16 protein-coding genes are annotated in these 20,916 nt (G+C 65.4%); 11 read left to right on the plus strand and 5 right to left on the minus strand.

Annotation, left to right across the window (positions count from 1 at the left end; genetic code table 11):
* Positions 1 to 50: 50 nt before the first annotated feature.
* The 5 genes from rlmD to ACZ9GA_RS22015 all read right to left on the minus strand — a co-directional run bounded on the left by rlmD (position 51) and on the right by ACZ9GA_RS22015 (position 5,159).
* A complete protein-coding gene (gene rlmD, locus ACZ9GA_RS21995; RefSeq protein WP_457360769.1) occupies positions 51 to 1,433 on the minus strand; it encodes a 23S rRNA (uracil(1939)-C(5))-methyltransferase RlmD in 1,383 nt (460 codons plus the stop codon).
* On the minus strand, positions 1,433 to 2,335 hold the full coding sequence (cysM, locus tag ACZ9GA_RS22000) for a cysteine synthase CysM (protein WP_457360768.1): 903 nt from the start codon (positions 2,333 to 2,335) through the stop codon (positions 1,433 to 1,435). The genes rlmD and cysM overlap by 1 nt, the downstream gene beginning before the upstream one ends.
* Before the next feature lie 89 nt (positions 2,336 to 2,424).
* Positions 2,425 to 3,771, minus strand: coding sequence for a HAMP domain-containing sensor histidine kinase (locus tag ACZ9GA_RS22005; protein WP_457360767.1), 1,347 nt, complete (start codon positions 3,769 to 3,771; stop codon positions 2,425 to 2,427).
* A complete protein-coding gene (locus ACZ9GA_RS22010) occupies positions 3,771 to 4,496 on the minus strand; it encodes a response regulator transcription factor (RefSeq protein ID WP_457360766.1) in 726 nt (241 codons plus the stop codon). The genes ACZ9GA_RS22005 and ACZ9GA_RS22010 overlap by 1 nt, the downstream gene beginning before the upstream one ends.
* An 81-nt stretch (positions 4,497 to 4,577) precedes the next feature.
* Entirely contained in the window at positions 4,578 to 5,159 is a 582-nt protein-coding gene (locus tag ACZ9GA_RS22015; RefSeq protein WP_457360765.1) for a TetR/AcrR family transcriptional regulator, read from the minus strand.
* Positions 5,160 to 5,699: 540 nt separating this feature from the next.
* Between ACZ9GA_RS22015 and ACZ9GA_RS22020 the strand changes: the two genes are divergently transcribed.
* The 11 genes from ACZ9GA_RS22020 to ACZ9GA_RS22070 all read left to right on the plus strand — a co-directional run bounded on the left by ACZ9GA_RS22020 (position 5,700) and on the right by ACZ9GA_RS22070 (position 20,903).
* The gene (locus ACZ9GA_RS22020; protein WP_457360764.1) at positions 5,700 to 6,740 is read left to right on the plus strand and encodes an SDR family oxidoreductase; all 1,041 of its coding nucleotides are present in this window, start codon (positions 5,700 to 5,702) and stop codon (positions 6,738 to 6,740) included.
* A 36-nt stretch (positions 6,741 to 6,776) separates the two neighbouring features.
* Positions 6,777 to 8,291 (plus strand): class I adenylate-forming enzyme family protein, encoded by a 1,515-nt coding sequence (locus ACZ9GA_RS22025; protein WP_457360763.1) that lies wholly within the window; start codon positions 6,777 to 6,779, stop codon positions 8,289 to 8,291.
* The gene (locus ACZ9GA_RS22030; RefSeq protein ID WP_457360762.1) at positions 8,281 to 8,892 is read left to right on the plus strand and encodes an HAD family hydrolase; all 612 of its coding nucleotides are present in this window, start codon (positions 8,281 to 8,283) and stop codon (positions 8,890 to 8,892) included. Before ACZ9GA_RS22025 ends, ACZ9GA_RS22030 begins: the two co-directional genes overlap by 11 nt.
* Before the next feature lie 3 nt (positions 8,893 to 8,895).
* Complete coding sequence (locus tag ACZ9GA_RS22035) at positions 8,896 to 10,665, plus strand: FAD-dependent monooxygenase (RefSeq protein ID WP_457360761.1); 1,770 nt, start codon at positions 8,896 to 8,898, stop codon at positions 10,663 to 10,665.
* A 91-nt stretch (positions 10,666 to 10,756) separates the two neighbouring features.
* A complete protein-coding gene (locus ACZ9GA_RS22040; protein WP_457360760.1) occupies positions 10,757 to 11,836 on the plus strand; it encodes an acyl carrier protein in 1,080 nt (359 codons plus the stop codon).
* Between the two features lie 40 nt (positions 11,837 to 11,876).
* Positions 11,877 to 15,209: a beta-ketoacyl synthase N-terminal-like domain-containing protein gene (locus ACZ9GA_RS22045; protein ID WP_457360759.1), complete on the plus strand. Its 3,333-nt coding sequence runs from the start codon at positions 11,877 to 11,879 to the stop codon at positions 15,207 to 15,209.
* 46 nt (positions 15,210 to 15,255) lie between these two features.
* Positions 15,256 to 15,750: an SRPBCC family protein gene (locus ACZ9GA_RS22050; protein WP_457360758.1), complete on the plus strand. Its 495-nt coding sequence runs from the start codon at positions 15,256 to 15,258 to the stop codon at positions 15,748 to 15,750.
* Positions 15,751 to 15,754: 4 nt separating this feature from the next.
* Positions 15,755 to 16,450, plus strand: coding sequence for an outer membrane protein (locus tag ACZ9GA_RS22055; protein ID WP_457360757.1), 696 nt, complete (start codon positions 15,755 to 15,757; stop codon positions 16,448 to 16,450).
* Positions 16,451 to 16,564: 114 nt separating this feature from the next.
* Entirely contained in the window at positions 16,565 to 19,318 is a 2,754-nt protein-coding gene (locus ACZ9GA_RS22060) for a response regulator (protein ID WP_457360756.1), read from the plus strand.
* Between the two features lie 115 nt (positions 19,319 to 19,433).
* The gene (locus ACZ9GA_RS22065; protein ID WP_457360755.1) at positions 19,434 to 20,423 is read left to right on the plus strand and encodes a 2-hydroxyacid dehydrogenase; all 990 of its coding nucleotides are present in this window, start codon (positions 19,434 to 19,436) and stop codon (positions 20,421 to 20,423) included.
* A 42-nt stretch (positions 20,424 to 20,465) separates the two neighbouring features.
* Entirely contained in the window at positions 20,466 to 20,903 is a 438-nt protein-coding gene (locus ACZ9GA_RS22070; RefSeq protein WP_027977170.1) for a hypothetical protein, read from the plus strand.
* Positions 20,904 to 20,916: the final 13 nt, after the last annotated feature.

Here is a 20,916-nt window from a genome sequence, read left to right on the forward strand (position 1 = left end):
CCCACAGATCGCTGGCTTTGACCTTCGCTGGGCCGGCGAAGGTCTTGCTTTCAAGCACCAGTCGGATTAGACGGACCTTCCTGGTCCGCTTCAAATAACGCCATCGCCTCGACATGCGCTGTCTGGGGGAACATATCGAGGATTGCGGCACGTTTTAACCGGTAGCCCTGCTTGATCAATTCGACCGCATCGCGGGCCAAAGTTGCCGGGTTGCAGGACACATACACCAATCGCTTGGCACCCAGTGCCGGGATGTTCCTGACCACCTCGAAAGCACCGTCGCGCGGTGGGTCCAAGAGTACCGCAGAAAAGCCCCCGGCGGCCCAGTCTGCCCCAGCCAGCGGCTGCGACAAATCGGCCTGAAAAACCTTCACGTTATGCAGATTGTTGCTGAGCGCATTGGCTGCCGCCCGGTCGACCATGACCTGCACACCTTCCACTGCCACCACGTCCTTTACCCGTGTCGCCAACGGCAACGCAAAGTTGCCCAAACCACAGAATAGATCCAGCACGCGCTCCTGGGGTTGCGGGTCGAGCCAGGCCAGGGCCTGTTCGATCATCGCGGTATTGACCGCCTCGTTGACCTGCACAAAATCGCTCGGGCGATAAGCCAGGGTCAGGTTCCACGGCGCCAGGGCAAAGCCCAGCACTGCGTCTTCCTGCACCGGCTGCGGCGCGCCTTCGCCCTGTAACCACAGCTGCGCGTCGTGCTGGGCGCAGAACGCCAGCAAGGCCTGCAGATCGCCTTCAGGCAAGGGCGCGGTGTGGCGCACCAGCACGCACAGCGCAGTGCCGGCGAACAGCTCCACATGGCCGATGGCCTGGGGCTTGTTCAAACCTTGCAGCACGGCGGGCAAGCCACTCATGATCGGTTGCAAGGGCTGTACCAGCACCGGGCAATCGGCGATGGCAACGATGTCCTGGCTGGCGGCGGCGCGGAAGCCGACGTCCAGCTTGCGGGCCTTCACGTCCCAGCGCACGGCCACGCGGGCGCGGCGGCGGTAGCCGAATTCGGGCCCGGTCAGCGGCGCATCCCACTGTGGCGGCGCAATGTTGCCGGCACGCTGCAGGTGCTCGGCGAGCATGCGCTGTTTGAGTGCAAGCTGTTCTTCGCGCGGCACGTGCTGCACGCTGCAACCGCCGCAGCGGTCGGCGTGGGCACACGGGGCAGGACGGCGCATGGCGCTGGCCTTGAGCACCTTTTCGGTGCGTGCCTCCACCACCTTGCCGTGGGCGTTGAGCACGCGCGCTTCCACCTGCTCGCCGGCCAGGGCGCCCAGCACGAACCAAGTGCGCCCTTCCAGGAAGGCAATGCCGCGGCCGTCGTTGCTCAGGCGTTCGATATCCAGGCGCTGCTTCTTGCCCGTGGGCACCTGCACGGCGCGCTGGCCGCCCGCAGGCTGGAAGCGCAGGCCGACATTCTTCTTAGCCATCAGTTGGGCGCATCGAAAATGCCGCTGGACAGGTAGCGGTCGCCGCGGTCGCAGATGATCGCCACGATGGTGGCGTTCTCCACTTCCTGCGACAGGCGCAGCATGGCCGCCACGGCACCGCCCGAGGACACGCCGCAGAAGATGCCTTCCTCACGCGCCAGGCGGCGGGTGATGTCTTCGGCCTCGGCCTGGGCCATGTCGACGATACGGTCCACGCGGTCAGCCTGGTAGATCTTGGGCAGGTACTCGGTGGGCCAGCGGCGGATGCCGGGGATGGCCGAGCCTTCCATCGGTTGCAGGCCGACGATCTGCACGTCGGGGTTCTGCTCCTTGAGGTAGCGCGACGTGCCCATGATGGTACCGGTGGTGCCCATGGAGCTGACGAAATGGGTGATGGTGCCGTTGGTCTGCCGCCAGATTTCCGGGCCGGTGCTGGTGTAGTGCGCCTCGGGGTTGTCGCCGTTGGCGAACTGGTCCAGCACCTTGCCGCGGCCTTCGGCCTGCAGGCGTTCGGCCAGGTCGCGGGCGCCTTCCATGCCCTGCTCCTTGGTCACCAGGATCAGCTCGGCGCCATAGGCGGTCATGGCAGCCTTGCGCTCGGCGGTGGAGTTGTCGGGCATGATCAGGATCATCTTGTAACCCTTGATCGCCGCCGCCATGGCCAAGGCAATACCGGTGTTGCCAGAGGTCGCTTCGATCAGGGTGTCGCCGGGCTGGATCTGCCCACGCGCTTCGGCGCGGGTGATCATCGACAGCGCCGGGCGGTCCTTCACGGAACCTGCCGGGTTATTGCCTTCAAGCTTGAGCAGCAGAATATTGCTGGTTTCACCGGCCAGGCGCTGCAAGCGCACCAGCGGCGTGTTGCCGACGCAATCGGCGATGGTTGGGTACTGCAGGGTCATGGCGATTTCGCAATCCGGACTGCGGGGGCGCCTATCATACCGGCAAACGCCCCGCGGCCATATCACGCAAAGTGCGGGCTTAATTCCATTCAGCTATAAGCAGCTGCTACGCGCAGGTTCAAGCGCAGGCCGGCACCGGTGTTTTGCGCCCACAAGGCCCCGCCCTGGCGGGTCAGGGCGTTGCGGGCGATGCTCAGGCCCAGGCCAAAGCCGCCATCGCCGGGGCGCGCACCGTCCAGGCGGATGAACGGGTGAAAAATGCGCTCCAAGTCGCCTTCGGCCACGCCGCCGCCCTGGTCTTCCAGCGACAGCAGCCACTGGTCGCCCTCGCGCTGGCCATGCAGGCTGATCACGCCGCGCGCCGGGGAATGGCGGATGGCGTTGCGCAGGATGTTCTCCAGCGCCTGGGCCAGGGTGTTGAGGTTGCCCTGCACCCAGCAGTCGGCACTGACGGTGCAGTGCAGTTGGCTGGCCGGCCAGCCGCTTTCGTAACACGCGTTTTCGGCGAGCATTTCCCACAGCGCCTGTACCTGGATGGGCTCCAGGGACGGTGCCTTGCGCTCGGTGTCCAGCCAGGCCAGTTGCAGGGTATCGTCGACCAGGCGCTGCATGCCCTGCACCTCGCGCTGTACACGGTCCCGCAGGCGCGCGCAGTCCTGCTCGCTGTCGCTGGCCACGCGCAGGCGGCTCAGCGGCGTGCGCAACTCATGGGACAGATCGCGCAATAGCTGGCGTTGCAGGGCCACGGTGCTTTGCAGGCGCTCGGCCATGTGATCGAAGGCGCGACCCAGCTCACCCAGCTCATCGGCGCGGCTGGTGGCCTGGGCGGTCAGGCGCCCCTGCAACGGGTCGGCGCGCCAGGCGTTGGCCTGTTCGCGCAGACGGTTGAGCGGCGCGATCAGCAACCGATACAGGCCCACGCACAACAGGAAGGTAAACAGCCCGGGGATAAGGCCGGTGATGGTCACGTGCCACAGCAAGGCAAACCGGCCCGGCATCAGGCGCTCGGGCAATTCGATCACCAGGCTGCCGGCCACGGGGTTGTGCGGGAACGGTATGCGCAGCCACGGCAGGCCCATGCTGCGCCGGCTCACCGGCCAGTCCAGGCCACGCAGAAAGGTCATGCGCTGGGCCTGGGCGTCAGTCAGCGGCCGGCTGCCCAGGGGTTGCAGATCGCGGCCGATCACGCCCATCCAGCCCTGTTCCTGAGCGGCCATGCTGGCCAGCCAGGCGTCGACGCCCGCCGTGCCGCCCTGCTCCCAGGCCTGCTCGGCATCTTCGGCATAGTGGCTGAGCACCGCCTTGGCAGGCTCGGACAGGAAGGCGTTCTGGGTCTCCATATACCGGCCCCACGACCAGCTCAACCAGATCATCAACAGGCAGAACGCGATCAGCAGTACCACCAGCTTCCAGAACAGCGACTGACGGCCCGGCATCACAGCGCCTCGCTGGCGCTGAACACGTAGCCTTTGCCCCACACCGTACGCACCTCGCGGGCCAGGTAGCCCACGGCCTTGAGTTTGCGGCGGATCTGGCTGACGTGCATGTCCAGGCTGCGGTCGTGCTGCACGTAGCCGCGCTGCAGCACGTGCTGATAAAGGAAGGCCTTGCTCAACACCTCGTCGGCATGGCGATTGAGGGTGTCCAGCAGGCGGAACTCGCTGCGGGTCAACCCGCCCGCACGGCCGCTGAAGCTGATGTCGGAATGCTGGTCGTGAAAGCACAACTCATCGGCTGCTGCCTCCACCCGCGCAGGTGGCTGGGTACGGCGACGCTCCAGGGCCACCCGGCGCATGATCGCCTCTACCCGCACCTGCAATTCGTCGACGCTGAACGGCTTGGGCAAATAGTCATCGGCGCCGCGGCGGAACCCCGTGATGCGGTCGGCCTCGGCCCCCAGCGCCGACATCAGGATCACCGGCGTGGCCGAGTGCTCACGCAGGTGCTGCAGCACGTCCAGACCATTCATGCCGGGCAGCAGAATATCCATCAGCACTACGTCGAACCCCTCGCCGCGGGCCAGGGCCAGGCCATCGCTGCCGTTCTGGCACCAGGTGACCTGGAAGCCGCAGCGGCCCAGCTCCTGATGCACATAGGCGCCCAGCACCGGATCGTCTTCGATGGCGAGGATATTGCCGACACAATTGCTTACAGGATTCATTGGCATCTGGCACTGATTATCAATAACCAATTATCAGTGATCCCGTTGCCAGCAAGCAACCGCCCGTCGTCCGGTCAGCATTCACAGCGGCGCGGCATGCTCCACCAGGGCTTCGAGCACCAGCTTGATTTGCTGGGCCGGATCACTGTGCCCCTGCAGCACCAGGCCTTCGGACAAGGCGGTGAACAACATGGCGAGGACACTGCGCTCCATGGGCGCGCGCTTGCCATGGTGGTTGAAGATCATCTCGATCAGCTCACCCAGCGCTTCACTGTTTTGCTGGTGCAAGTCGTGGTAGTGGCGGGCGAACGACTCGTCGCGGGCCGCGATCAACTGCAGCTCCACGTCCAGAATCACACAGGCCTTGTTGTTCTTCAGGTTGTCGATGTACACCACAAGCCCCTGGCTGAGCTCGGCAGCCGAGGCGCCTGAGCTCAGCGCACTGGCCAGGCGATCGATCTCCACGCCCTTGAAGCGCTGGGTAAGTGCCACCAGCAAATCGGCCTTGCTGGCAAAGTTGGAAAAGAACGCACCTTTGGAAAAGCCGGCGGTTTCTGCAATATCGCTAACGCTGGCCGCATGATAGCCCTTGCTGACCATAAGTTCGGTGGCAGCCTCAAAGAGTTTCTCGCGGGTATATTGCTGTTTTTCTTCCCGACCCATTCTAGTTTTTATCAACACTTGAAACTCCAGACTTTAACGCTGAAAGGATGAATAGTTGGCGAGACATCCCGAAACCACAACAGCAGGCAGGTAACAATTTATTTCAGATTCATGATAACCCATCATCCCAACATTGGGCATGCATCGGCAAAAAAAGCGTTCGACAACTGATTCCAAAGTAATGGCCATTACCCCTCATGGGCACGCGCCCTCAACCCCTGCCGGCACAACTGAAACCATCGTACCACCTCGACAAAAACCTAGGCACCCTGACACATTTTTTCATATTGCTAGCCATTTTAGCAGCCTGGAAGCGTTGTGCAAACAGCGCGAATAACCGTATAAACTTCATATAAATCAGTAACTTAACCAATAATTACGACTTTGGTACCAGTCCTTAATGACCAATTAAATACCGCTTGATTTTTGAATACCGAATGGTCTTTAATCGCTTCAGCCACGGACCTGGCGGCGCCCCCTGGGCACAGCGCACAGGTCTGGGTCCACCCCACCGAAGCGTGTTATCAAGCAGGTCTTTCAATGGAATGTGCATTTGTAACCGGTGCAACCGGCTTATTGGGAAACAACACGGTACATACACTTCTGCAGCGCAACATCAAAGTCAAAGCGCTGGTGCGATCCGTGGAAAAAGCCAGAAAGCAATTTGGCGATCTGCCCGTCGAATGGATACAGGGCAACTTGTTGGAAGTGGAAAAATTCAGTCAGCACTTGCAGGGCTGTGACACCCTGCTGCACACCGCCGCGTACTTCCGTGACAGTTACAAGGGTGGTAAACACTGGCAAATGCTCTACGACACTAACGTCAAGGCCACCGAACTACTGTTGGCCGCCGCGTATAAGGCCGGTGTCCGCCAGGCCGTGCACGTTTCCTCCATCGCCGTACTGCAGGGCGGCCCCGACGATTTGATCGACGAGACCATGTCGCGCCCCGAACACGGCGCCGATGATTACTACCGCAGCAAGATCCTTTCCGAGCAGGTGGTGCATGAGTTCCTGCGCCAGCACCCCGACATGTCGATCAGCATGGTGCTGCCCGGCTGGATGTTCGGCCCCGGCGACATCGGGCCTACGTCCTCGGGGCAATTCCTGCTCGATTTCGTCCAGCGCAAGTTGCCCGGTGTATTGCCAGGCACGTTCTCGGTGGTCGATGCCCGGGACGTTGCCCTGCACCTGATCGCGGCCGCCGAGAAAGGCCGTAGCGGTGAACGGTACCTGGCCGCCGGCCGGCACATGGACATGGGCAGCATTTTCAAGGCACTGGCCAGCGTCAGCGGCGTACCCGCGCCGCAACGCAAGGTACCGCTGGCGATGCTGCGGCTGATCGCCTCCGTGTACGAGGTGTACCACCTGATCACTGGCAAGCCGGTACTGATCAGCACCTCGACGGTCAAGTTGATGGCCCAGGAGCGCGGCCGCACCCACTTCAGCCACGACAAAAGCGCCCGGGAACTGGGCTGCAGCTTCCGGCCGGTGGAACAGACCCTGGCCGACACGCTCACGTGGTACCGCGACAACGACTATCTGGCCGACAACGGCGCCCCGCTTTCAACGCTCGACTAAGCACCGCCCCTGAACCAGGAAGGAGGTTTTGCAGCAATGGCACCTATTTCACCCCAACCCGGCTTTGTGCATCGTTTCATTGAGTTCGCCCATTCCCATCCAGACCAGTGCGCTATTCGCAACCTGGACGAAAGCGACGCCGACTTCACCTACGGGCAACTGCACGAATACGCTCGCCAGTGCAAAGGTGCCCTGGACACGCTGGCCGTCACCGAAGGCGAGCGCGTGGCGCTGATGTTGCCCAACGGCGCGGCATTCATTGCCTTCTACCTGGCCTTGCTGGGCAGCGGCGCGACCCCGGTCATTCTCAACTACAAATTGACCCCCTTCGAGATGGCCGGGGTACTGCGCGCCGCACGCCCCGCCGTGGTGATTACCCTGGCCGAATTGGCCGAGCAGCATGCTGCCGCGCTGGGCCAGGCGCCAATACGCCAGACGTTGCTGATCGACCCGGCCAACGCGCAGGCGGCGCTGCCGGACAACGCCGTGGCCCTGGGCAGCCTGACAGTACGGCCAGCCCCCCTGGTGCTGCCCCAGGGCAACCCGATCGCGTCCATTCAATACACCTACCGCGGCCTTGGTCGGCCGCTGGGGGTGCCCCATCGGTACCTGGACCTGACCCTGTCCAGCGATGGCCTGCACGAACACTTCCACCCACAGGGCGTGGGCTCGGTCCACCTGGTGACACTGCCGCTGTATGCGATTTTCGGCCTGTCGGTGATGCTGGTTTTCCCGTTGAGCATCGGTGCCACGCTGCTGATGACCAACACCCTGCTCAACCGGGACCTGGCCGAGGTGCTGTCGCAGCATCAAGTGACGTTCGCCTGCCTGGTGCCGGACGTGATTCGCTATTTCAATCTGCGCCTGGCCAAGCGCAAGTCCGCGCCACTGCCGCTGCACCCCCAGTTGATGCTGTACTCGGGGGGCAGCCACCTGCCAGCCGAGGAAGGCCGCAAACTGGGCGACCTGCTGGGCTGCGCGGCGGTGCTGCAAGGCTATGGCCTGACCGAAAGCATGCCGATGCTGGTCCAGAGTTCGCTGCAACCCGGCTCAACCGGCGCCATGGGCCGGCCCGTGCGCGATGTGCAATTGCAGGTCGTGGACAGCGAAGGTGAGCCGGTACGAACCGGCCAGATCGGCGAATTGCTGATTCGCGGCCCCATGGTGTTCGAGGGCTACGATGCGGAACCCGAGGTCAGCGCGCGTTTTGTCCGCGACGGTTGGCTGCACACCGGGGACCTGGTGTGGCGCGACGCCAGCGGCCACGTGTTTTTCTACTGCCAGCGCCTGCGCATCTCGAAGATCAAGGCGCAGATGATCGACTTCAGCGAAATCGAAGCTGTCGCCCTCAAGCACCCCCACGTCACCGCGGCCAAGGCCTACGTGGTCGCCGACCACAAACAGGTCAACGTGCTGTACCTCAGCGTGCAGTGCAGCGAAAGCCTCGCCCCCGCCGAACTCAATGCTGTGCTGGCCCGCCACCTGTGCAGTTTCAAACTGCCGCGCGCCATCGGAATCGTCCCCCTCATGGAGCCCGCCCATGCAAGTTGAAACCTCACGCCCGGTGCTTGCCGTCTTCGACTTCGACGGCACCCTCACCGACCGCCACACGTTCTGGCGCTACATGCGCTTTATCGAAGGCAGCCCGCGCTTCTGGCTGCGCATGGTACCGATGCTGCCAAAAATGGCCGGCGTACTGCTGGGGGTGGTGCCGCTGATGGAAGCGCGGCTGTCCTTCATCCAGCGCTACCTCAAGGGGCTGGGGGTGGATCAGGAGCGCGAGCATGCGCGCTTTTTCATCACCGAACACCTGGTCCACTGGCTACGCCCCGACGCACTGCGGCGCCTGCAATGGCATCAGGCGCGGGGCCATGTCACGGCGCTGGTCAGCAACTCACCCGAGAATTACCTGGGCCCCTGGGGCGCCATGGTGGGCTTTGACCACGTGTGCGGCACCCGCCTTGCCACCGACAAGCACGGGCTGACCGGCGGCCTGGACGGACGCAATTGCGTGGACCGGGAAAAGGTCACCCGCCTGCGCGCCTGTGTCGGCAACCTCGAGGACTACGACATCTACGCCTACGGCGATTCTTCCGGTGACGCCGCCCTGCTGGACGCCGCCACGTTCCCCTTCTATCGCAACTGGTACTGATCGATGAACAGCCCAATGCCCAGCGAAGCCCCCAACAGCACTCCGCGCCCGTCATCGCCTGCCGTTCTGATCGTCGGTGCCGGCCCCGTAGGGCTGACGCTCGCCATCCTGCTCAAACAGCGCGGCGTGGCGTTTCGCATCATCGAGAAAAACGCCGGGCCCTCCACGGCCACCAAAGCCATTGCCGTGCACTCGCGCACCCTGGAAATCTTCCGCACCATGGGGGTGGCCGAGCAGGCCGTGGCACAGGGCTTCAGCATCAACCAGTTCTCGGTGCAGTCCGACGGCAAGCGCATCCTCAATTACGACTTCGCCCAGTTGCAGGCGCCTTACCGCATGCTGCTCAGCCTGCCCCAGCCCAAGACCGAAGCGATTCTGCTGCAGCGCCTGGAGGCGTTGGGGGTGGAAGTGGAATGGAACACCGAGCTGACCCAATTGCTGCAGGGTGACGACCACGCAGCCGTACGCCTGGTGCACGCCGACAGGGGCGAGGAGCACCTGAGCGCCCGCTGGGTAGCCGCCTGCGACGGCGCGCGCAGCCCGATTCGCAAACAACTGGGCATGACCTTCGAGGGCGCGTTCTACGAGCGCTTCTTCATGCTCGCCGATGCCGACATCCAGTGGGACGGCAGCCAGGACGAGGGTGCCTTTTTCCTGGGCGCCACCCAGGGCTATGTGGCCGTGGCACCGATCAACGCTCAGTCGCGCTACCGCCTGTTCATCGAAATGCCCTACGACCTGCCGGCCGACGAAGCCGACCGCCCGCCCCTGACCCTGGAGAATTTCCAGCGCCTGTGCGAAGGCCGTGGCCAGCGCATGACCCTGTCCAACCTGTCGTCCACCACCATCGCCTCGTTCCAGCACCGCCGCGTGCAGCACATGCAGAAAGGCTCGGTGTTCCTGCTGGGCGACAGCGCTCACATCGGCAGCCCGATTGGCGGCCAGTGGATGAACCTGGGCATCTCCGAAGCTTACAACCTGGCGTGGAAGCTGGCGTTCGTCGACAAGGGCTACAGCGACGCCTCGCTGCTCGACAGCTACCACCAGGAGCGCTACCCGGTGGCGCTGGAAGTGGAAAATACCGCGCACCGGCTGACGTCCCTGATTACCGTGCAAAAACGTGCCCTGGTGTGGGCGCGTGACAACCTGCTGCCCCTGCTGACACGCCGCAAGAAGGTCCAGCGCGTGCTGCCCTCGATGATTTCCGGCCACCAGTACCACTACACGCCCAGCGAATACATTCAGCAGTCGCTGACGCCCAAACAGCGCAATGACTGGAAGCGCAAAGGCGACAAGCAGCCATACAACGGCCGCGCGCCGCTGGCCGGCCAACTGGCCCCCGACGTGCAGTTGTGGCAAAGCCAGGCCGACTCGCTGCCCAGCCACCTGCTGGACCTGTTTGGCCAGGGTTTCACCCTGCTGATCTTCACCGGCGCCGACCAGTTCTCCCCGTGGCTGCAGGGCCACCGCCAACTGGCCGCCCAGGTGGAGCGCGACTACCCCGCAGTGCAGGCGTTCTGTGTACTGGACGCCCTGGACAGCAACGACTTCGCCCCCCACCAGCGCACCCTGCTGGACCCCGACTGGCGCCTGCACAGGCGCTATCACGCGCCCGCCGGCAGCCTGATGCTGATCCGCCCTGATGGCTACATTGCCTTCCAGGGCCTGGCCCCCCTGGCCCTGACCAGCTTCCTGCAGCTGCGCTCAGGCCTCATAAAAACAATAACGCCCGCCGCCGCCATGGCACGGGTGCCGGAGCCCCAGCCCGCCTGAGCGCCCCCTGACTGATGCCATTGCCGAAACGACCTGCCGCCCACCTGCGGCGGCAAGGTCACGTTCATCTCCATTTTTATGAGGCAACTCCATGCGTGCAGCACTTGATAATGTGGTTCAGGATTTCATCGTTTCAAATGGCAAGATCGCCCAGAGCTACTTCGATCTCTCGGGCAAAATCATCGATTCACTGTGCGATACCCATGAATCGCGCGAAAGCGTGCTAATGCGCCTGCTGGAGCAGGCCCAGACAGTCACCTCGCACTACCTGGACGCCCATCGGCAAGTGGTGCAGAGCCTGTACCTGAACCAGCACAGCCCGGCCGTGCGCCTGGTCACTGCCCCTGTGCCGCCACCCACCGTGGTGTCCAGCGTGCCCGCCCCCCAGGCGGCCGCCAACAGCCCCCTGCCTGAACCCCAGGCCGGCCCGCAGCAGTGGCTGCGCGATGAAATCAGCGCGCTCATCGGTCAGCCCAGCGCCGCCATCGACCTGGGCCAGCGCTTCGATGCGCTTGGGCTGGACTCGCTGAGCCGGGTCGACCTGTTCGACGCCATGGCCAAGGCCTTCCCCGAAGCCTGCGAACACGCCAGCGCCTTTTTCGACCTGGCCACGCCGGCCGCCGTGCTGGCCATGCTGCAGGCTCAGCCCACCCCGCAGGCAGCCGCCACGCACGGTGAGCAACCCGATGACCAGGACGTGCACACCCAGGTCATGGCGCACCTGGCCAGCATCACCGGCTTCGCCATCGGCGATCTCGATCCACGGCAGGCTTATGAAGAACAGGGCCTGGATTCACTGATCCGCCTGGATTTCCTCGACCTGCTCAGTCAGCAATGGCCACGCCTTAAGGCCCACGAAAGCGCCCTCGCCGACAGCCGCTGTGCCCAGCAAACCATCGAGCAGATCAAGGCCCTGCTGCGCGATGACACGCGCCCCCCGTTGCCCGGCCACGACACCTTGCTGGCAGAGGCCATGACGCCGCTGCTCAGTACCACGGCGGCCACCGACAGCACCCAGCCGTTCGCCGAGCTGGGATTGAACGGCTTCGACCGCGCGGCGCTGTGCCAGAACATGGCCCAGGCCTGCAAAACCAGCGCCTTCGCCGGCGAGGCGCTGATGTCGCGACGCAACTCCAGCGAAACCCTGGACCTGCTGGCCCGCATGAGCTGAAGCCGCCTTCGGCAGCACCGTCACACATAAGGAGATCGTCATGACGGCAACCGCCTCGAACAAACCGGCGCTGTGCTTCAGCGCCATGGCCGGCCGCTTCCCGGGCGCCGACAGCATCGAAGGCCTGTGGGAGTTGCTGCAAAGCGGCCGCAGCGCCAGCAGCCAATCATTGCTGCCACGCTGGAACCTGGACGCCGACAGCATTTACCACCCACGCCCCGGCAGCAAGGATCGCGTTTACCTGCACAACGCCTTTGCCCTGGCCGATGACGCCCACACCGGGACGCTGCACCAGGGACGACAACTGGGGATCGGCCAGCAGGTGCTCGACAGCCTGTTGGCCCAGTGCCAAGGCCTGGACCGCCAACGTACGGCGCTGATCGTCGCCACATCCTGGAGCGACGAAAGCTACTTCATCGCCAGCGCCGGCGACCCTGCCGCGGCGGGCCTGACCCCTGCGCAACAGATCGCCCGCCTGGCCGCCGAGGCGCACCTGGGGGGCCCGGCCCTGACCGTAGACACCGCCTGCAGCTCGTTCCCCTATGCCCTGGACATGGCCGGGGCACTGATCAGCAGCGGCCAGGCCGACCAGGTCGTGGTGATGGCACTGAACACGCTGATGCCGCCCGCGCTCTTTCTGGGGTTCTCGCAGCTGACCGCCTTCTCGCCCCGCGCCCGTCTCCAGGCATTCGGCCAGGACGCCGACGGCATTGTCCCTGGGGAATGCGCGGTCGCCTTCCTGCTCGAACCCCCGGACTGCGCCGTGAACGCAGGGCGTCAGCCATTGGCGCGGCTGCAAGCCGTCGGCCTGTCGGCGGACGGCGCCGAAGGCTCGGCGTTCGCCCCGGGCGAGCGGGCCCAGTACACCGCCTACCAACGGGCATGGGCCGGCCTGGACCCCGCCAGCGCCAGCTACCTGGAAAGCCATGGCACCGGCACGCCCCTGGGCGACGCCACGGAACTGGGCTCACTGCAGCGCTTCTTCGGCGCACACCGGGCCGACGACCGGCCGCTGACCCTGGGCTCGATCAAGACCACCATCGGCCACACCCTGGCAGCGGCGGGCGGCCCGGCACTGGCCAAGGCCCTGTTGATGCTCGCCCATCGCCAGGTTCCGCCACAGGTTGACTACCCCGCCAGCGCCAAACTGGACGCCACGTGCCTGCGGCTGGCGACCTCTGCCGCCTGCCCACTGCCAGCGGTCGACGAACCGCTGCGCATCGGCATATCCAGCTTCGGCTTCGGCGGCGCCAACGCCCATGTGGTGGTGGAAGAATACCGGCCACAGCCCGCCGCCCCGGTGCCTGCCCCCTCGGCGGTCGTGCCCCTGGACCTGATGGTGGTCGAGGCGGAGGCCGCTTTTGCCCACGCCGGCTCACTGCACGAACTGGCCGGGCAACTTCATCAGCCACCGGCCCAGCCGCGCGCCTTTCCCAGCGGGCGCTTCGGCGACAGCCTGGACGGCCAGCCGCCCCTGTACGGGCATTTCCTGAGTGACAACCGCGTCATTGATATCCACGGCTACGGCATGGGGCCCAAACCGCTGAACCACATCGACCCGTTCAAACTGTTGATTGCCGACCGTGTCGGGCACCTGCTGCGTCGGCTGCCAGGGGTAGCGGGTAACAGCAGCACCGCGATGATCATGTGCTGCAACATGGGCGGTGAGCGCTTCACCAACGCCTACAGCGCCGCCAGCGGGCACTACCGCGACGCCGGCAGCGCCGCGCCCGGCATCGAAGTAGCCGACGTAGCCACCATGTTGCCCTGCATGCTGTCCGGCTACCCGGCCAAGATCTTTGACCTGCGTGGTTTCCACCAGACACTGGCGGGCACCGCCGGGCTGTTCTGGCACACCCTGCTGGCCGCACCGCAATGGTTTGAACAGGGCATCGACACCCTGTTGCTGGGCGCCGGGCGCTTCCTGAGTGGCGCCGTGGAAGTCCGGCAGGCACACCAGGCATCCGTTGCTCAGGGTGAGGGCATGGGCGTCCTGGCCTTGCGCCGCTACCGGCAGGACGACGAACACACACCCCTGCTACGCCTGCACGCCGCCTTGCCCGGCCACGCGGCGCCCGGCCTTGAACAGGCCCGCCAGCTACTGGCAGTACCGGCCCACACCACCGTCAGCCAATGCCAGTTGCAGGCCTCGCCTGCCGACCCGCTGCAAGGCACCACCGGCTACCTGGCCGAGGCCAGCGGTATCACCACCCTGCTGGCCGTTTTGCTCGACGCACCCGGACCGCGCCTGATCGAAGTCCGCCAGGGCGACCAGGTGGTGCTATGGCTGCACGCCGAACAGCTCCGCGCCTGGCAGGCGCCAGCTGAAACCGCCCCCCTCCGCTCGCCGTTCACGCTCAATTTCGCGCCGGCGCGCGTGGCGCCGCCGATATCGCCCCGGCAAACCCTGCAGCCGGCAGAGGGCGTGGATATGCTGGCCTTGGGCGATACCATGGCCCAGACGTTGCTCAGCAGCCTGCAACTGCGCAGCCGCGCGCTCCAGGCCCTGCTGGAGCACAGCCGTCAACCGGCAGCACCGCTGCCCATGCAGCGCCACCCGCGACACAGCGTGATCCAGCACGTGGTACGCCGCAGCCCCCAAAGCCTGCACGCGCAACTGGTGGTGGACGAGTCCCATCCTTACTTCTTCGACCATCCGCTGGACCACGTGCCCGGCATCCTGCTGATCGAGGGTGCCCTGCAGCTGGGCGAGTACGCCGTGCCTGGCCTGCAGGGCGATGGCCTGTTCATTCATGGCTTGAGCATCCGCTTCCACCGCTACGTCCAGAAGCAGCGCCCGGTCACGATCGAGCTGCAACAGCAGGGCGACACCCAGGTGTTCGTTGCCCGCCTGGTGCAGGATGAACAACTGGTGTGCCTGTGCACCCTGTCCATTGCCCGCGGCGACGCCCAGGGCGGTGCGTCGCAGCCCAACGCTGTGGCCCCCTGCACACGCCAGGCGTGGCTGCACAAGGTTCGCGCGCAGAACATCCTGGTGGGCGATATCGACACCCAGGGGCAGGTGCTGACCACGGCAATCGCCGCGGGCCATTTCTTTCACGAAGGCCACCCGCATTGCCACTCCATGGTGTATTTCCTGGAGATCGCCCGCCAGGCCTTTATGCAGGTTGCCCACGGCGCCATGGGCATTGCCCTGAACACCCCCATGAACCTGCTGGCCCTGGATTTCAGCCTGCGGCGCCCGCTGCCCCGCGGACGCACGCTGACCCTGGCCACCCCTGCTGCGCCCGCCACCACACAGCGGGCATTCAAGACCAACCGCACGGTGATCCAGTTGCTGGTCGACGGCGAGCCCCTCGGCCAGGCCAGCCTGACCGCCCAGGTGCTCAGCGAGCAGTTGGAGCCAGCATGACCGAGCCGCGCCAGTTCCCCCCTCAATCCACCGCCCAGGTGCAACCATGACCGAGCTACGACTGGAAATACGCGTACAAGCGCCCGCCGCCGAGATATGGCACCTGTGGAGCGACTTCGCCAACGCCCCGCAGTGGGACACCGACGTGCGCCATTGCACGCTCGACGGCCCCTTCGCCGCCGGCACGCGCGGCCTGTGCACCCTCAAGAACGGCCTGAAAATGCCGCTGCGGCTGGAGGACGTCAAACCCACCTACAGCTACACCAACAGTGCCCGGCTGCTGGGGATGGACCTGAATTTCAGCCATCACCTGCGGCGCATCGGCGCACGCGAAACCCATGTCATCCATACCGTGCGGCTCGCCGGGCGGTTCAGCTTCCTGTATCGCGGCCTGATGCTGGGCCTGTTGCGCGGCGCCATGAGCAAGGCGCTGCGCAACCTGCGCACATTGGCCGAGCAGCGCGCCACCCTGGCCCAACAGCCGCCATTGCCGTCACTGCCCCCCGCGCCCCTGGCGCTCACACCGTCTCAAGCGAACTGAACCCATGACAGCATTGCCACTGCGTTACCTCTCCACCTCGTTGTTGTTGGGCCTGGCCTGCAGCCAGAGCGCCCTTGCCCAGGCCGAAGACAGCGGCATATATGCCAGCCTGCTGGGCGGCGCCAACTGGGTTGCCCCGCAGGATCTGCGGCAAAACTCGTTGAACTTCGTGCAAATGCACTACGACCAGCCATTGTCGTCAGGCTACGCCCTGGACGCCGCGGTGGGCTGGCGCTCACCGATCGGCCTGCGTCCGGAACTGGCGCTGGCGTACCGCAAGAACTCCCTGGACCGCTTCGAAAACCGTGTGTACGAAGGCGGCAGCACCGCCTCGGGCAACGGCCAGGAGGCGGGCAGCAGCCTGATGGCCAACCTGTGGTATGACCTGCCGATGCCGAACGGTTTCTCGCGCATCAAGCCTTACATAGGCGGCGGCCTGGGCTATACCCGCCTGACCATCAAAGGCCTGTCGGCGAACGGCGTGTCGTTCGGCGCCACCCACCGCGATGACGTACCCACCTGGCAACTGGGCGCCGGCGTGGCCATGCCCCTGAACAGCCACTGGTCGGCCTCCGTCGACTACCGCTACCTGCAAACCCGCGCGGCGCACTTTGGCGACATCAATGGCCTGCCCGCAGGGGATGTCAGCACCCGCTACAACGCCCAGTCCCTGATGTTCGGCGTGCAGTACTGGCTTTAAAATCGATAGAAAGCGCCCTTAACGGATGCACGCGCGGCCACGGCAAGGTATTTTGCCGTGTGGCGCGCGGCTGTTCGCGCCCATTATCGAAAGCCATGGCCGGGAGAAACAGGCGTGCTGAAACGACTCGGGATCAAGGGCCGCGTGCTCTTGCTGGCCCTGCTGCCCGCCAGCTTGATGGCGGTGCTGCTGGGGGGCTATTTCAGCTGGGTGCAGCAGGCCGAACTGGAGGCCCAGTTGCTGCGCCGCGGGCAGATGATTGCCGAGCAGCTGGCGCCGCTGGTGGCCCATGGCATGGCGCGCAATGACTCGCCGCTGCTGGAGCGCATCGCTGCCCAGGCCCTGGAGCAGGCCGACGTGCGCGCCGTGTCGTTCCTGGGCGCCGACCGTACCTCCCTGGCCCATGCCGGCCCGAGCATGCTCAACCCGGTACCCATCGGCAACAGCACCCACCTGCTGCAACGCAGCGGCAACGACGCCACCCGCTACCTGCTGCCGGTGTTCGGCCACCACCGCGACCTGGCGGGCGATGTAGTGCCCGGCGAGTCCGACCGCCTGCTGGGCTGGGTGGAGCTGGAGTTGTCCCATGACGGCACCCTGCTGCGCGTGTACCGCGGGCTGTTCGCCAGCCTGATGCTGATCCTCGGCGGCCTGCTGGCCACCACCCTGCTGGCGCTGCGCATGAGCCGCAGCATCAACGGCCCCATCAGCCACATCAAGCAGACCGTGCTGCAACTCAAGGACGGCAATCTGGAAAGCCGCCTGCCCGCCCTTGGCAGCCACGAGCTGGACGAATTGGCCGCCGGCATCAACCGCATGGCCGAGACCCTGCAAGGCGCCCAGGAAGAACTGCAACACAGCGTCGACCAGGCCACCGAAGACGTGCGCCAGAACCTGGAAACCATCGAGATCCAGAACATCGAGCTGGACCTGGCGCGCAAGGAAGCCCTGGAGGCCAGCCGCATCAAGTCCGAGTTCCTGGCCAACATGAGCCACGAGATCCGCACCCCGCTCAACGGCATCCTGGGTTTCACCCATTTGCTGCAGAAAAGCGAGCTCACCCCGCGCCAGCTCGATTACCTGGGCACCATCGAGAAGTCGGCCGACAGCCTGCTGGGCATCATCAACGAGATCCTCGACTTCTCCAAGATCGAGGCCGGCAAGCTGGTGCTCGACAGCATCCCGTTCAACCTGCGCGACCTGCTGCAGGACACCCTCAACATCCTGGCACCGGCCGCGCACGCCAAGCAGCTGGAGCTGGTCAGCCTGGTGTACCGCGACACGCCGCTGTCGCTGATCGGCGACCCGCTGCGCCTCAAGCAGATCCTCACCAACCTGGTCAGCAACGCCATCAAGTTCACCCGCGAAGGCACCATCGTCGCCCGCGCCATGCTCGAAGACGAGAACGACGACGGCGTGCAGCTGCGCATCAGCGTGCAGGACACCGGCATCGGCCTGTCCACCCAGGACGTGCGCGCACTGTTCCAGGCCTTCAGCCAGGCCGATAACTCGCTGTCGCGCCAGCCGGGCGGCACCGGCCTGGGGCTGGTGATCTCCAAGCGCCTGATCGAGCAGATGGGCGGCGAGATCGGCGTCGACAGCACTCCCGGCGAAGGCTCGGAGTTCTGGATCAGCCTGCGCCTGCCCAAGGCCCGTGACGATGCCGAGGACCTGCCCACCGAACCGCTCAAGGGTCGCCGCATCGCCATCATCGAGCAGCACGAACTGGCCCGCCAGGCCTTGCAGCACCAGCTGGAAGACCTGGGCCTGATGGTGACCGCCTTCGCGTCGATGGAGAAACTGGTGGCCGGGGTGAGTGCCGCGCAACTGGCCGGCCAGCCCATCGACCTGGCCGTGCTGGGCCTGACCAGCTATGACGTTGGGCCTGAGCGCCTGACCACCCAGGTGCGCGACATCGAGCAACTGGGCTGCCGCGTGCTGGTGCTGTGCCCCACCACCGAGCAGACGCTGTTCCACGACACCGTGCCCAACCCGCACAGCCAGTTGCAGGCCAAGCCGGCCTGCATGCGCAAGCTGCGCCGCGGCCTGAGCGACCTGATCAACCCCAAGCGCCTGCGCCACGACACCAGCGAACCGTTGGGCAACCGCGCGCCACGGGTATTGTGCGTGGACGACAACCCGGCCAACCTGCTGCTGGTGCAAACCCTGCTGGAAGACCTGGGCGCCGAAGTACTGGCCGTGGACAGCGGCCTGACCGCCATCAAGGCCGTGCAGGATGAGGAGCGCTTTGACCTGGTGCTGATGGACGTGCAGATGCCCGGCATGGACGGCCGCGAGACCACCGAGAAAATCCGCCTGTGGGAAGCCACGCAAACCGGCCCGGCCCTGCCCATCGTCGCCCTGACCGCCCACGCCATGGCCAACGAAAAGCGCGCCCTGCTGCAGAGCGGCATGGACGACTACCTGACCAAGCCCATCAGCGACCGGCAACTGGCCCAGGTGGTATTGAAATGGACAGGCCTGGTGCTGCGCACCCGCACCACCGAGCGCAGCGACTGGGCGCCCGAGGATGACGTACTGCACGTGCTCGACCCCGAGGAAGGCCTGCGCCTGGCCGCCGGCAAGGAGGACCTGGCGGCCGACATGCTGGCCATGCTGCTGGCCTCGCTGGACGAAGAACGCAAAGCCATCAAGGCCGCCCGCGACGCCCAGGACCAGACCCTGACCATCGAGCGCGTCCACCGCCTGCACGGCGCCACCCGCTACTGCGGCGTGCCGCAACTGCGCGCGGCGTGCCAGCGCAGCGAGACCTTGCTCAAGCAGGACGATGGCCAGGCGCAGGAAGCCCTGGATGAGCTGGATGCGGCGATCCAGCGGTTGGCGGAGCATGCCCGCGTTTCTGCTTGAAGACCGTATCGGCCCCATCGCGGCCAAGGCCGGCTCCTACCACGATCCGCGTAGGAGCCGACCTTGGTCGCGATGGCCACACCGCGGACCCAAACCTGCCCCTAAGGAAGCCCCCATGCGCACCCTCCTGTTCAGCAGCCAACCCTACGACCAGGACAGCTTCCTGTCCGTACCCCGCGACCTCGACATCGACCTGCACTTCCAACCCGCCCGCCTGACCCCGGACACCGCGCCCCTGGCCGCGGGCTTCCAGGTGGTGTGCGCCTTCATCAACGACGACCTCAGCGCCCCGGTGCTGGAGCAACTGGCCGCCGGCGGCACGCGCCTGATCGCCCTGCGCTCGGCCGGCTACAACCATGTCGACCTGCCCTGCGCCCAACGCCTGGGGCTGGACGTGGTGCGGGTGCCCGCCTACTCGCCCCACGCCGTGGCCGAACATGCCGTGGCACTGATCATGGCGCTCAACCGCCACCTGCACCGCGCCTATAACCGCACCCGCGACGGCGACTTCACCCTGCACGGCCTGACCGGCTTCGACCTGGTGGGCAAGACCGTGGGCGTGATCGGCACCGGCCAGATCGGCGCCACGTTCGCCCGCATCATGCAAGGCTTCGGCTGCCAACTGCTGGCCTATGACCCCTACCCCAACGACGCCGTGCTGGCCCTGGGCGCCCGCTACCTGCCACTGGACGAGGTACTGGCCCAGGCGCAAATCATCAGCCTGCACTGCCCGCTGACTGCCGACAGCCACCACCTGATCAACGCCACCAGCCTGGCCCGACTGCAACCGGGCGCCATGCTGATCAACACCGGCCGCGGTGCCCTGGTGGACACCCCGGCGCTGATCGACGCGCTGAAAAGCGGGCAACTGGGCTACCTGGGCCTGGACGTCTATGAAGAAGAAGCGCAACTGTTCTTCGAGGACCGCTCCGACCTGCCGCTGCAAGACGATGTGCTGGCGCGCCTGCTGACCTTCCCCAACGTGATCATCACCGCCCACCAGGCGTTTTTGACCCGCGAGGCGCTGACGGCCATCGCCAGCACCACCCTGAACAATATTTCCGACTGGGGGCGTGGTTCCCCGAGCAATCGGGTCGAGGCTTAGCGGGCGGGCCGTGCTAGCATGTCGCGCAGATTTGGAGGACCCATGGTCGAACACGATTTTCGCTACAGCCTGCTCAACCCGCACCACACCCTGATCGAATGCCGCGCCCTGGCGCCGGGCCGTTATCAGGTCACCGGCAACGGTGGTTCGATCCACAATGACGACGTTTTGCTGGTGACCCTCAAGGGCAGCAAGACCTTGTCCATGCGCCTGACCATCGAGAAAGTCCGCCACCTGATCAACCCGCCCGGCCAATGGGTGGCCGTTGCCCGTGGCCCGGTGTTCGGCGAGCTGGCCATCCACCAGTGGCACGTGCAGTGCGACGCCTGTGAAGCGGACCTGGAGTTCGAATTCGCGGTAGACGCCAAGCTGGGCACCAAGGCGCAGAAGCCTGCCGCTACCGCGCGCATCGCTGAACTGGGCTGGAGCACCACTGGCGACAAGCACCTGTGCCGCAAATGCCAGGAGTCGCGCCCGTGAAACAAGCCCTGCT

The sequence above is a fragment of the Pseudomonas sp. TE3644 genome, assembly GCF_056278815.1.

What these genes read in the sequence shown, in the direction of transcription:
- rlmD (WP_457360769.1), bottom strand. Translation starts at nt 1,433, where the DNA reads ATGGCTAAGAAGAATGTCGGCCTGCGCTTCCAGCCTGCGGGCGGCCAG.
- cysM (WP_457360768.1), bottom strand. Translation starts at nt 2,335, where the DNA reads ATGACCCTGCAGTACCCAACCATCGCCGATTGCGTCGGCAACACGCCG.
- ACZ9GA_RS22005 (WP_457360767.1), bottom strand. Translation starts at nt 3,771, where the DNA reads ATGCCGGGCCGTCAGTCGCTGTTCTGGAAGCTGGTGGTACTGCTGATC.
- ACZ9GA_RS22010 (WP_457360766.1), bottom strand. Translation starts at nt 4,496, where the DNA reads ATGAATCCTGTAAGCAATTGTGTCGGCAATATCCTCGCCATCGAAGAC.
- ACZ9GA_RS22015 (WP_457360765.1), bottom strand. Translation starts at nt 5,159, where the DNA reads ATGGGTCGGGAAGAAAAACAGCAATATACCCGCGAGAAACTCTTTGAG.
- ACZ9GA_RS22020 (WP_457360764.1), top strand. Translation starts at nt 5,700, where the DNA reads ATGGAATGTGCATTTGTAACCGGTGCAACCGGCTTATTGGGAAACAAC.
- ACZ9GA_RS22025 (WP_457360763.1), top strand. Translation starts at nt 6,777, where the DNA reads ATGGCACCTATTTCACCCCAACCCGGCTTTGTGCATCGTTTCATTGAG.
- ACZ9GA_RS22030 (WP_457360762.1), top strand. Translation starts at nt 8,281, where the DNA reads ATGCAAGTTGAAACCTCACGCCCGGTGCTTGCCGTCTTCGACTTCGAC.
- ACZ9GA_RS22035 (WP_457360761.1), top strand. Translation starts at nt 8,896, where the DNA reads ATGAACAGCCCAATGCCCAGCGAAGCCCCCAACAGCACTCCGCGCCCG.
- ACZ9GA_RS22040 (WP_457360760.1), top strand. Translation starts at nt 10,757, where the DNA reads ATGCGTGCAGCACTTGATAATGTGGTTCAGGATTTCATCGTTTCAAAT.
- ACZ9GA_RS22045 (WP_457360759.1), top strand. Translation starts at nt 11,877, where the DNA reads ATGACGGCAACCGCCTCGAACAAACCGGCGCTGTGCTTCAGCGCCATG.
- ACZ9GA_RS22050 (WP_457360758.1), top strand. Translation starts at nt 15,256, where the DNA reads ATGACCGAGCTACGACTGGAAATACGCGTACAAGCGCCCGCCGCCGAG.
- ACZ9GA_RS22055 (WP_457360757.1), top strand. Translation starts at nt 15,755, where the DNA reads ATGACAGCATTGCCACTGCGTTACCTCTCCACCTCGTTGTTGTTGGGC.
- ACZ9GA_RS22065 (WP_457360755.1), top strand. Translation starts at nt 19,434, where the DNA reads ATGCGCACCCTCCTGTTCAGCAGCCAACCCTACGACCAGGACAGCTTC.
- ACZ9GA_RS22070 (WP_027977170.1), top strand. Translation starts at nt 20,466, where the DNA reads ATGGTCGAACACGATTTTCGCTACAGCCTGCTCAACCCGCACCACACC.